This is a genomic window from Enterococcus sp. 7F3_DIV0205, from assembly GCF_002141365.2.
GTDB lineage: Bacteria > Bacillota > Bacilli > Lactobacillales > Enterococcaceae > Enterococcus_L > Enterococcus_L palustris.
Genome location: NZ_CP147244.1, coordinates 1,730,521 through 1,742,818, shown reverse-complemented (window position 1 = coordinate 1,742,818; position 12,298 = coordinate 1,730,521). Strand labels below are relative to the sequence as shown.

At 37.7% G+C, this 12,298-nt stretch carries 9 protein-coding genes; 7 read left to right on the top strand and 2 right to left on the bottom strand.

Annotated elements, in window-relative coordinates; translation table 11 throughout:
- Window positions 1-9: 9 nt before the first annotated feature.
- From A5821_RS08265 to A5821_RS08245, 5 genes are all read left to right on the top strand, one after another.
- Window positions 10-1,398, top strand: a complete 1,389-nt coding sequence (locus tag A5821_RS08265) for an amino acid permease (RefSeq protein WP_086314081.1) — start codon at window positions 10-12, stop codon at window positions 1,396-1,398.
- 134 nt (window positions 1,399-1,532) lie between these two features.
- Complete coding sequence (fumC, locus tag A5821_RS08260; RefSeq protein ID WP_086314080.1) at window positions 1,533-2,897, top strand: class II fumarate hydratase; 1,365 nt, start codon at window positions 1,533-1,535, stop codon at window positions 2,895-2,897.
- A gap of 30 nt (window positions 2,898-2,927) precedes the next feature.
- Entirely contained in the window at window positions 2,928-4,106 is a 1,179-nt protein-coding gene (locus A5821_RS08255) for an NAD(P)-dependent malic enzyme (protein ID WP_086314079.1), read from the top strand.
- A gap of 267 nt (window positions 4,107-4,373) precedes the next feature.
- Window positions 4,374-6,383, top strand: a complete 2,010-nt coding sequence (gene metG / locus A5821_RS08250) for a methionine--tRNA ligase (protein WP_086314078.1) — start codon at window positions 4,374-4,376, stop codon at window positions 6,381-6,383.
- Window positions 6,384-6,566: 183 nt separating this feature from the next.
- Entirely contained in the window at window positions 6,567-7,799 is a 1,233-nt protein-coding gene (locus tag A5821_RS08245; RefSeq protein WP_086314077.1) for a hypothetical protein, read from the top strand.
- Window positions 7,800-7,877: 78 nt separating this feature from the next.
- On the opposite strand, the gene A5821_RS08240 is transcribed toward A5821_RS08245, so the two are convergent.
- Together A5821_RS08240 and A5821_RS08235 are read right to left on the bottom strand one after the other, a co-directional pair.
- The gene (locus A5821_RS08240) at window positions 7,878-8,468 is read right to left on the bottom strand and encodes a hypothetical protein (RefSeq protein ID WP_086314076.1); all 591 of its coding nucleotides are present in this window, start codon (window positions 8,466-8,468) and stop codon (window positions 7,878-7,880) included.
- A gap of 163 nt (window positions 8,469-8,631) precedes the next feature.
- Window positions 8,632-10,806, bottom strand: a complete 2,175-nt coding sequence (locus tag A5821_RS08235) for a HelD family protein (RefSeq protein ID WP_086314075.1) — start codon at window positions 10,804-10,806, stop codon at window positions 8,632-8,634.
- Between the two features lie 152 nt (window positions 10,807-10,958).
- Here A5821_RS08235 and A5821_RS08230 point away from each other — a divergent pair, with 152 nt between their 5' ends.
- On the top strand, window positions 10,959-11,729 hold the full coding sequence (locus A5821_RS08230) for a TatD family hydrolase (RefSeq protein ID WP_086314074.1): 771 nt from the start codon (window positions 10,959-10,961) through the stop codon (window positions 11,727-11,729).
- On the top strand, window positions 11,726-12,292 hold the full coding sequence (rnmV, locus tag A5821_RS08225) for a ribonuclease M5 (RefSeq protein ID WP_170922977.1): 567 nt from the start codon (window positions 11,726-11,728) through the stop codon (window positions 12,290-12,292). Before A5821_RS08230 ends, rnmV begins: the two co-directional genes overlap by 4 nt.
- The last annotated feature ends 6 nt before the right edge of the window (window positions 12,293-12,298 follow it).

Sequence of the window (12,298 nt, the reverse complement as noted above, 5' to 3'; positions counted from 1 at the left end):
GGAAAAGAAATGTCGATGTTTCGGAAAAAAGAGCTGACGGCGGTCTCAAGTGAGCCAAGCTCAATGAAAAAGGATTTAAAAACAATGGACTTGATCATGCTTGGGATCGGTGCGATTGTTGGAACAGGAATTTTTGTCGTGACAGGCGTTGCGGCTGAACAATATGCGGGGCCTGCGTTGTCACTTTCATTTTTAGTTGCGGCAGGTGCGATTATTTTAGCTGGATTGTGTTATGCAGAATTTGCATCAAGAATTCCAGCAATTGGTGGGCCGTATGCTTATATGTATGTTGTGTTTGGTGAACTGGTTGCTTGGATGACAGGTTGGTTAGTGATTTGTGAGTTCTTTTTAGCGGTCTCTTCGGTGGCCTCTGGTTGGTCTGGTTATGTTCATGGCTTTTTAAATAGCTTTGGTGTGGATTTACCGAAAGCGTTGAGCGGAGCATACAACCCAGCGAATGGCACCTATGTTGATTTGATTGCAATGTTGGTTCTGTTAGCTGTTACATTTTGGGTATCACTGGAAGCGAAAACAGCGTTGCGTTTAAATAATGTGATGGTTTTTGTTAAGTTTGGAATTATTGCGCTCTTTTTAGTAGTCGGTATTTTTTATGTGAAACCTGATAATTGGCAGCCATTTATGCCGTTTGGATTTTCAGGCGTAGTCAGTGGAGCTGCAGTTGTTTTCTTTGCCTTTTTAGGTTTTGATGCCGTGAGTATGACCGCAGAAGAAGTAAAAAATCCGCAAAAAGATATCCCAAAAGGAATTATTGGTTCAATCATTATTGCTACTGTTTTATATGTGATCGTAACATTAGTGTTAACAGGAATCGTGCCGTTTGATGCACTTGGCGTGAAAGATCCTGTAGCGTTTGCGATGCGTTTTGTTCAACGTGATGGTGTGGCTGGTGTGATTTCTGTAGGGGCGATTTTAACACTGTTGACTGTGACGATTTCTATGATGTATAGTCTAGCAAGAATTATTTATGCCATCAGTAAAGATGGTTTATTGCCGAAGTTTATGAGTAAAATCGATGAAAAAAATCGTACACCGAAAAATGCAACGTATGTAGCAGGGATTTGCACGATGATTTTTGCGGGCTTAGTCCCGATGGAGTTACTAGCTGAATTGACGAATATTGTGACCTTAATGTATTTGATCGTGATGGCGATTGGGATTATTCGTTTAAGAAAAGTAGCTGGCGATCCTAAACCGGGGGAATTTAAAATTCCATTTGTTCCGTTTGTCCCGATTTTATTAGTCATCGTTAGCATTGGTTTGATGCTGCAATTACAGGCTGCGACTTGGAAGGCTTTTGTAATAGCATTAGTTTTAGGCTTTGCAATTTATTTTGGGTATGGCTATAAACATAGTAATGAAGGTAAGGTTAAAAATTAAAAGTAGAAATCAGTGATCGAAAGGATTGCTGATTTTTTTCTGTCTTTTTCCTGAATAAAGGAATTTTACTGTAAATCGTGATTGGTTTACAGTATAGTGATAGTAAAGTGTGAAAAAAGGGGAGGATCACAAGCATGTCTTATCGTATTGAACAGGATTCTATGGGAGAAATTCAAGTTCCTGAAACGGCACTTTGGGGAGCACAAACCGAGCGTAGCCGCCAAAATTTTAATATTGGGATAGAAAAAATGCCGATAGCTCTGATTCGGGCATTAGCATTAGTAAAAAAGAATGCAGCGAAAGCGAATGAAGCAACCGGAAAATTAGACACAGTAATCAGTCAAGCCATCCAACAAGCTGCAGATCAGATCATTAAAGGCGAGGTAGATGAGCATTTTCCATTATCTTTATGGCAAACTGGTAGCGGTACGCAAACCAATATGAATGTTAACGAAGTGATTGCCCATTTAGCAGCTAAATCTGGCGTAACTGTTCATCCCAATGATCATGTCAATATGTCTCAAAGTTCAAATGATGTGTTTCCAACAGCGATTCATATAGCAGGTGTGCAGTTGATCGAGCAACAATTATTTCCTGTGATGAAACAAATGCTTGAAACGTTACATACACTTGAAACTGAAAATGAAAAGATCATTAAAATCGGACGGACCCATTTACAAGACGCAACTCCAGTGACTTTTGCCCAAGAAATCAGCGGTTGGCGTTCGGGTCTTGAACACAGTTATCAGATGCTAGAGTTAACGCTGAGTGAGCTTAAACAATTGGCACTTGGCGGCACAGCTGTAGGAACTGGGTTGAATGCGTCTAAAGAATATATCCAGTCATTTTTTACTCACTTGAATCAAGAAACGAGCAATCAATTTTCAGAAGATCCCAATAAATTTCATGGTTTAGCTAGTAAAGACGCGATTGTTTTTACTTCTGGTGCCTTAAAAGCGCTAGCTGCCAATGCAATGAAAATGGCGAATGATATCCGCTGGATGGCAAGTGGTCCGCGAAGCGGTTTGGGCGAAATCACGATTCCCGCCAATGAGCCAGGCAGTTCTATCATGCCTGGGAAAATCAATCCAACACAATCGGAAGCTTTGACCATGATTGCCATACAAGTGATGGGAAATGATACCACGATTGGTATTGGAGCTTCACAAGGAAACTTTGAATTAAATGTCTACATGCCGGTAATGGCGTATAATTTGATCCAAAGCATTGAATTATTAACCGATGGATTGCGTTCTTTTGATCAAAACTGTTTGGTAGGGATCAAGGCAGATCAGGAAAAAATGACTCAATACGTGGAACAATCACTAATGCTTGTCACAGCTTTAAATCCACATATTGGATATGATAATGGGGCGAAAATCGCCAAAAAAGCTTTTACAGAAAACACAACACTAAAACAGGCAGCAATCACTTCAGGTCTAGTAACCGAAGCAGAATACGAAAGCTGGGTCAAACCAGAGCAGATGTTAGGCAAATAAACAGAGTAATCTTGGAAAGGAAAGAGAAAAATGGCAGATATTTATGAAGAAGCATTGAAAGCACACGCAAAATGGCGAGGAAAGATCGACATTCATTCAAAAGCCAAAGTGAAAACAAAAGAGGATCTATCATTAGCTTATACACCAGGTGTGGCTGAACCATGTAGAAAAATCCATGACAATCCGAATTCAGTGTACGATTATACGTGGAAAGGCAATACTGTAGCAGTCGTAACCGACGGTACAGCTGTTCTTGGGTTAGGCGATATTGGTCCTAAAGCGGCATTGCCAGTTATGGAAGGAAAAGCATTGCTGTTTAAAGAATTTGCTGGAATCGATGCGATTCCCATTTGTTTAGATACGAAAGATCCTAAAGAAATAATTGCGATTATCAAAGCAATGGCTCCAACCTTTGGCGGAATCAATTTAGAAGATATCTCTGCTCCACGCTGTGTAGAAATTGAGCGTACATTAATGGAAGAGCTGGATATTCCGGTCTTTCATGATGATCAGCATGGAACAGCAATCGTAACGATTGCAGCGTTGATCAATGCGTTGAAAATTGTGGATAAAAAAGTCGATGATATCAAAGTGGTTGTATCAGGAACAGGTGCAGCCGGCAGTGCAATCATAAAAATGTTGCATCATTTTGGCGTGAAAAATATCATTGCGTTCAATATTGACGGTGCATTATCCAAAACAATGGATAGATCGATGAATTTTTTAGAGAAAGAAATTGTTGAAATCACGAATCCTGAAAACTTTAGTGGATCTTTAGGAGAAGCCATGGTTGGAGCAGATGTGTTTATCGGCGTTTCTGCACCTAAATTGGTGTCAAAAGAAATGGTCGCCTCAATGAATACAGGTGCTATTGTCTTTCCAATGGCTAATCCTGAATCAGAAATCGATTATCAAGATGCAATTGATGCAGGCGCGGCAGTTGTAGGAACAGGGCGTTCGGATCATCCAAACCAAATCAATAACGTTCTCGCTTTCCCAGGTTTGTTTAAAGGTGCCTTTGTCGCGGGAGCAACAAAGATTACTGAAAACATGAAACTGGCTGCAGCAAAAGCCATTGCAGAAATTATTCCAGAATTAGAACTTACGAGTGAATACATTATTCCCTCTCCTTTTAATCAAGAATTAGTGGATGTCATCATACGTGAAGTCGCTGAAACGGCTGTTCAAGATGGCGTTATTAGAAGGTAAACATAAAAATAGCTAAAAGAGTGCCAGACAAAACTAAAACGTAATAAACGGTGGCCAAAAGTCAGGTTCTTAGGCAATTTCGTAAAAAACGAGCAATACGAAAAGCGTATTGTTCGTTTTTTACGAAATTGCTCGAACCTAAGCGACTTTTGGCTCAACCTCTTTTTTATCTTGAGAAAATATCAGGATTTCTAGTTCAATAAAGCCAAGTGTGGTATACTATTTAGGAGTAAATTCAAGAGAATGCTAGAAGGAGGATGTTTCTACATGTCAGAAAAAGAAACATTTTATATCACCACCCCGATTTATTATCCAAGCGGACAACTACATATCGGCAATTCTTATACAACGATTGCTTGTGATGCTATGGCCCGTTACAAACGTTTGATGGGCTTTGACGTATTTTACTTAACAGGTGTGGATGAACATGGACAAAAAATTGAAAATAAAGCCTCAGAATTAGGCGTTACCCCTAAAGAATATGTGGATAAAATGGCAGCAGATGTCCAAAAATTATGGAAAACACTGGATATCAGCTATGATAAATTCATCCGTACAACGGACGATTACCATAAAAAAGCCGTTCAGCAAATCTTTGATCGCTTATTAGAACAAGGAGATATCTACCTTGGCGAATACGAAGGTTGGTATTCTGTTTCTGATGAAGAATACTTTACAGAAACACAATTAGCAGAAGTCTATCGTGATGAAGAAGGTAAAGTGATAGGTGGTAAAGCACCAAGTGGTCACGAAGTGGAATTAGTCAAAGAAGAATCGTATTTCTTCCGTATGAGTAAATATGCGGATCGTTTATTGGCTTACTACAATGAACACCCAGAATTTATTCAACCTGAATCACGTAAAAATGAAATGATCAACAATTTCATCAAACCAGGTTTAGAAGATTTAGCCGTGTCGCGTACGACATTCTCATGGGGAATTCCATTATCGAATGATCCGAAACATGTGGTTTACGTTTGGATTGATGCGCTATCTAACTATATTACCGCTTTGGGTTATGGATCAGAAGATGACAGCCTATTTAAAAAATACTGGCCAGCAGATGTTCATATGGTCGGAAAAGAAATCGTTCGTTTCCATACGATTTATTGGCCAATTATGTTGATGGCTTTAGACTTACCGTTACCTAAGAAAATTTTTGGTCATGGTTGGTTGTTGATGAAAGACGGTAAAATGTCTAAATCTAAAGGCAATGTGGTTTACCCAGAAATATTAGTGGATCGCTATGGCTTAGATGCGCTGCGTTATTATTTATTGCGTGCGATTCCGTTTGGAAGTGATGGCGTCTTTACGCCAGAAGATTTCGTTTCTCGTTTAAATTACGATTTGGCGAATGATTTAGGAAACTTACTAAACCGTACGATTGCGATGATCAACAAATATTGTGAGGGACATGTTCCCACATACGCTTCAAAAGTTACGCCGTTTGACAGCGAGTTATCTACTACTGCTGCAAATGTGATCGGAAAATACCATGAAGCAATGGAAAAAATGGAATTCAACACGGCGATTGCCGAAGTTTGGACGTTGATTTCACGCGCGAATAAATATATCGACGAAACACAACCTTGGGTTTTAGCCAAAGATGAAGAGAAGAAAAATGAATTAGATAGTGTTATGGTCCATTTAGCTGAAAGTTTGCGTATTGTAGCGATTCTGTTACAACCTGTGATGACTGAGACACCAACAAAAATCTTTGAACAATTAGGGTTAGATCCTGATACGATGAATATGGAAGAGATCCATTTTGGTGAATTTCCAACTGAAGTCAAAGTGGTTGCGAAGGGAACACCGATTTTCCCACGTTTAGAGATCGATACAGAAGTACTTTATATTCAAAAGAAGATGTCTCAAAATGCGCAAACAACAACGGAAGAAATCAAATGGGATCCAGAAGAAACAGAACTTATTTCTACAAAAGAAAAAGAAATCAAATACGAAGATTTTGATAAAGTAGAGCTAAAAGTAGCCGAAGTCATTGATTGTAAAAAAGTCAAAGGTGCTGATAAGTTACTACAATTCCGTCTAGACGCAGGAGATGAGCAAGACCGTCAGATTCTTTCTGGTGTGGCTGAGTTCTATCCAGATCCAAGTGCATTAATTGGTAAAAAAGTTGTGATTGTAGCCAACTTGAAACCAAGAAAAATGCGTGGTCAGATCAGCCAAGGAATGATTCTTTCTGCTGAATCGCCAGAAGGAAAGTTACAAATCCTTGATGCACCAAAAGAAATGCCAAACGGAGCAATCATCGCATAATTGAAGTAAGATAAAAACAACCAAAGTGTCAGTCTAGTTCAACTATAGGCAAACACTTTGGTTGTTTTTGCTAAACTTAATAATTTGAAAAATATGATTGAAATTTATATCAAAAGAATATAATTTATTGTATCATTATGATAGAACCAAAAAATTTAAGTCAAGAAATAAGGAGAATGTTGGATGAAAATGAAGAAATATCTGTTGGGGATCATCACGGGGGTAGCGATTTTTCTATTAGCCGCGTGTGGATCAGATCCAAGAAAAGATTTTACAAAAGAGTTATTTAGCTCTAAAGGTGAGGAGTATAATGCTTCTAGCTTTAAGATGAAGATCAAGGATTTAACTTACGATGGTGACGATGGCGGGGCATATGTCAAAATGATTGCCAGTCAGCTAAAAGACATGAGCATTGACGGGAAATATGCGATCGATGATAAAAAAGAGATGATGAAAATGGAAATCACAGCCAATCTATTTGGTGAGAAATTACCATTTCAATTTGTTGGAAATGCAGATAAATATTACATGTCCACTAGTTTTGTTTCAGGTCTGATGGATTTAGCAAATTCTTTCGGTTATCCAGTTGAACTTAACAAGAGTGAATTGAATAAACTAAAAGGAAAGTATATCGATCTTGCTAAAGCTGGGGACACTTTAACTTCAGGTGAATTAGAGAAGAAAACAAATCCAATAAAGAATAAGATGTTTACAAATGCTGAAAATTCTAAAATGGGTAGAGAAATCAAAAAGTTGATCGAAAGCTTTGATAAAAAAACATTTACAAAAGACAAAGACGTTGTTACGCATACCTTTACCAAAAAAGAAATCATCCAAATAATGGAAAAAATCGATGAAGTTGCCAAAGAAAATAAAGACTACAAAAAATCAGGCGACCAAAAAGAAATGCAAGATGCAATCAAATCGTTGAAAAATGATTTGGATAAAATGGATATAAAAATCAGTATCAATCAAAAAACTAAAGCATTTGATATGGAAATGTCTATAGCTGCGACAGATGAAGAGAAAGCTAAAATGGGCATCGTGATGACGATTGCTGTTACACCAGAAAAAAATAGTAGCAAAATCAAGATGCCAAGCAAAAAAGAAATCATTAGCCAAGATGAATTAGATGCTATCTTAGCGAATATTACTGGAACTATTTCTGATGATTCAGATGTAGATTTAGAGGATGACTCAATCGATTACAGTGATTTAAAAGACGATCCAGAAATTCAAAAGTTGATGGATGAACAGTTAGATGAAATGATCAAACAAATAGAAGCTAATCCAAGTGCTATAACAGAAGAAAATGCAAAAGAAGCGCGTGAAGGTGCAAAAGATATCTTCAATGAAGAACAAATGAAAAAATTAAATGATGCCTTAGATAAAGCATTGAAAGCTGGAACTGTTTAAAGAGATTGAAAAAAGTAGACTGCCTCATTTTTATGTGAGGCAGTCTACTTTTTAGTCTATATTTCATTGTCTGCTTTACTAAAATTTTAGATTCTTATTTGATTTCAATCTACGGAAACGTGTTGGCAAAAGCATGATCAATAGCGAAAAAGGAACACTAATGATCGACCAAGTCAAAGTTCGGCTCAAACTATTATTTTTATATAACCAGTTAAGCAAAAAATGTAGTCCCACTATACTAACCGCAACAAAAGCTAAGACTGCATAATCAGTCTCATTTTTAACAACAACACGAATGATACCGCCAATTAGAGGTACTAAATAAAAGTACGCACCCGTCAATGAAATTCGCCAACTTTTTGCGACAGTTCCAAGGTTTATTATGAAAAATACAATAGAGAGTAAAATCCCTAGCGGCGGAAAAAATGCGAGTAACGCTGAATAAATAGCCCCCCACAAAAGCATCATAGGTCCTTTTACTATCGCTGCAAGAACAATGAAGACGGCAATCAAAAGGAACTGCTGTGTCATGGTTCCATAAGCCAATAGACCAAAAAGAATCAGCAGTAGCCAATGCCAGACTGTATTGACTTGAGGTTTTCGTTGAATAGTTACGTTCTCTCGGATCGTTGATTTTAAAAAGTCAGATTCTTCAAAGAAATTTTTCAAACAGCATTCACTCCTATCAAATTGAAAATCAGACTGGAGTTAAGTTTACTGTGGAATAGGGAAAAAAACATCGGGCTAAAGTCTGTGTTTTTAGCCCGATGTTTTTAAGAATTTATTACGGAAAATGGAATGATTTTACGATTTAGAGTCTTGAAGAGAATGATTACTCAGTTTTCAACAACTCAGAAATCTCTCCAACATAAGGCAGAAACACCTGTTTCATCCCGCGAGAAATCGCTGTATAAAGAATCTTTTTCTCTCTGTCAGTCGTTCCATAACGTAATTTTGAAGGATCATGGATGATGACATTATCAAACTCTAGTCCTTTAGCCATATCAATTGAAAGAATTTGAGTATCGATCGCGCTATTTTTTTGCGCAAGTTGTTGTTTCAATAATTCTGCATCTGAGGCTGTTTTTGTGATCACCACAGTATCTTCTGCTTTTTCCAATGAAGCCAAAAGGGAAGTTAAAGTATCAAGATACGCTACTTCATCGTCACATTCAATAAAAGCAGGTTTTTCGCCATCTTTTCGGATCGATACGATTTTAAGCTTTTCATGATTGGTCACTAAAGTCTGAAATAACTGAGTGATCTCTTTACTTGAACGGTAACTATTTAATAACTGATAAGACGTAACAGAACGGCTAGATGCCGATAGTAATTCTTTCAACCCAATAAAACTGACTGACGTATTAAAAATCGCTTGATTTTCATCTCCTGCCAAAGTAAAGTTCGCTTGTGGGAATAATTTAAGTAGTAAAAGAATTTGAGCTTCTGTATAGTCTTGGACTTCATCCACTAAAATAAATGCCATTTGTCGATTGGATAAATCCTCAATAAATTTATCTTTAAGCAATAACAAAATCACTACTTCATCTGCAGTATAAACGGTCGTTGTTCTTTGATACGCATCTTGTTGATAATGTTGATATAAAGCTTCAAAAAGTAACCATTGGTCAAACCAAGCAATATTCGTAATCCCATCCACTACTTTGCGGTATTTTTGCTGTAGTCGTTGAAGTGCATACTCCACTAATTGTTCCTCGTCTTCTGCATCAAAAGTTGTGTCAAAGTAGCGTAACTGTTCGGCTTCAGTCAAGTCTTGCATTTGATCGATCATTTGCTTGGATTTTGACTGTTTAATCAAATAACGATTCCACAAACTGGATAGTTTTTCTTTTGTTGCGGAAAGTCGATCTCGGATCGATAAAGTCGTTGGTGTTTCTTGATATAAATTGAAAATCAGTTCAGCTGAAAAGATCGGTTTACGTTTGAATAAAATCGGTTTGAATAATGATTGTTGAATTAGGGAAGCATCTTCGAAAGAGTGAATAAAATCAACAAATTTTTGTGATTGAATCACTCTTTGCTGGGCACTTACCTGTTCAGCAGTGATTCGTTTGAAATAAGCTGATTCACTTTCAATCGGTGCTTTTTCGCGAAAGGTAAATTTAAGGAACTGTAATAAAGTCAAATTCAATGGATTTCGTTCACCTAAATTCGGTAACACCTGAGAAATATAATCAATAAAGGTAGAGTTAGGAGAAAGCAGTAAAATATCATCAGCAGTAATCTTGGTTCGATGATTATACAGTAAATAAGCAATTCGCTGCATGATCGCTGACGTTTTCCCGCTACCTGCAATTCCGTTGACTAAAAGCAAAGGATGACGTTCGTCCCGAATGATCTCATTTTGTTCTTGTTGGATCGTTGTTGTGATATCTTTCATGTATTGAGAAGAATCCGCTTCTAGTGAATGAAGTAAAATATCATCTTGGATCGCTAGGCTAGTATCAAAGAAATTAATCAAACGATCTTCCTCAATAATCAATTGCCTTTTTAGATTTAACGTAACAGGAATCTCTGTCTTATTGACAAGGTAACTGCTGTCACCTAAAACATTATTATAAAAAAGGGAAGCAATCGGTGAACGCCAATCGTAGATCCGTGATTCACCTTCCAGATTGGTAAAATCATTCATCCCGATATAAAAAACATCCCGATCAGAATCTGCATCTAAGAATGTGACATCAATTTTTCCAAAATAAGGAACTTTCAGTAGTCGTTCAACTTTTTCCAGTTGCTTAGCAGCAGTTGCGTTTTGGATGTTTAATTGGTCGATCTCCCTGTTTTTCATTTCCATCATGGCAAACGTCTCTAAGTTATCTGAGTAACTATCAAAATTTAGTTTTGTATCACCGCTAAACTGCTCTAGCACTGACTTTCCTGTGGTGTTGACTTCATCGATAGCGGTTTGATAGGTATCTTTTGCTTGAGTTAATTCTTCGTAAACCTGATGTAGATGATGCGTTTCTTGTGTGCGATCGTTTGACATATTGGTTCCTCCTGACATAAATTGCCGTGACCGAATAGTATAAGCTATTTTTTTTAATAAAGCAATTATAAGAAGCTGATAATTTATCGAAGCTGTCCATTCAGCTTTTGGTTAAAATGTGATAAAGTATAGAAGACAAAGGAGGGGTTTACTTGATTTTTGATTCTCATACCCATTTAAACGCAGAACAATTTAATGAAGATATTCCAGAAACAATTGAACGTGCAAAAGAGTTAGGTGTAACAGAGATGGCAGTGGTTGGTTTTGATACGCCGACGATCGAAAAATCTCTAGAACTTAGCCAACAATATAAAGAAATCCAAAGTATTATCGGCTGGCATCCAACAGAAGCTGGAAGTTATACGCCGGAAGTCGAGAAAAAACTTCAGCAGTTATTAACAACACCAAAAGTAGTGGCACTTGGCGAAATTGGTTTAGATTACTATTGGATGGAAGACCCAAAAGAGGTGCAAGATCGTGTGTTTCGTCGTCAAATCGCAATTGCCAAAGAAATGAACCTGCCAATCAGTATCCATACACGAGATGCGATGGAAGATACGTATAAGATTTTAAAAGAAGAAGATATTCGTGATATCGGTGGAATTATGCATAGCTTTAGTGGTGATCCTGAGTGGATGGCGAAATTTTTAGATATGGGGATGCATATTTCTTTAAGCGGTGTTGTGACGTTCAAAAAAGCAGTAGAAGTGCAAGAAGTGGCCAAAGCAGTTCCATTAGATCGCTTACTGGTAGAGACCGATGCACCTTATCTAGCACCTGTCCCTTATAGAGGTAAACGTAACGAACCAGGCTATACTCGTTATGTAGTAGAGAAAATCGCAGAATTAAGAGAAGTTCCATTGGAAGAAATTGCAAAGCAAACGACAACGAATGCGCATCGTTTATTCAGGTTAGCCGAATGACAGAAAAGTTGAGAATCGAAGAAATCATTGTCGTTGAAGGAAAAGACGATACCAGACGGATTCAAGAAGTTGTTGACGCGGATACGATCGAGACAATCGGTTCAGCGATCAATGAGGATATTTTAGAACAAATCGAGCATGCGCAAGAAACGCGCGGTGTCATCATTTTTACTGACCCTGATTTTTCAGGTGAAAAAATTCGTAAAACAATCATGGAAGTTGTGCCTGATGCTAAGCATGCCTTTCTCTCGCGGCAACTTGCAGCACCTAAAAAGCGTGGCTCAAGTTTAGGCGTGGAACATGCCAGTAATGAAGCGATTTTAGAAGCGCTGGAAAAAATTGTAACACCTATCAATGAGACCGATGACTATCAAGAAATCCCTAGACAAACCTTGATCGAATATGGTTTAATAGCGGGAGCTCGTGCAAAAGAACGCCGTGAAAAATTAGGCGATGAATTGCGCATTGGTTATACAAACAGTAAACAATTAACGAAACGTTTGAAAATGTTTCGCATCACTGAAAAAGAATTAAGAGATGTCATGAATAACTTAAATGAATGACCTAGT

What these genes read in the sequence shown, in the direction of transcription:
- A5821_RS08265 (WP_086314081.1), top strand. Translation starts at nt 10, where the DNA reads ATGTCGATGTTTCGGAAAAAAGAGCTGACGGCGGTCTCAAGTGAGCCA.
- fumC (WP_086314080.1), top strand. Translation starts at nt 1,533, where the DNA reads ATGTCTTATCGTATTGAACAGGATTCTATGGGAGAAATTCAAGTTCCT.
- A5821_RS08255 (WP_086314079.1), top strand. Translation starts at nt 2,928, where the DNA reads ATGGCAGATATTTATGAAGAAGCATTGAAAGCACACGCAAAATGGCGA.
- metG (WP_086314078.1), top strand. Translation starts at nt 4,374, where the DNA reads ATGTCAGAAAAAGAAACATTTTATATCACCACCCCGATTTATTATCCA.
- A5821_RS08245 (WP_086314077.1), top strand. Translation starts at nt 6,567, where the DNA reads ATGAAAATGAAGAAATATCTGTTGGGGATCATCACGGGGGTAGCGATT.
- A5821_RS08235 (WP_086314075.1), bottom strand. Translation starts at nt 10,806, where the DNA reads ATGTCAAACGATCGCACACAAGAAACGCATCATCTACATCAGGTTTAC.
- rnmV (WP_170922977.1), top strand. Translation starts at nt 11,726, where the DNA reads ATGACAGAAAAGTTGAGAATCGAAGAAATCATTGTCGTTGAAGGAAAA.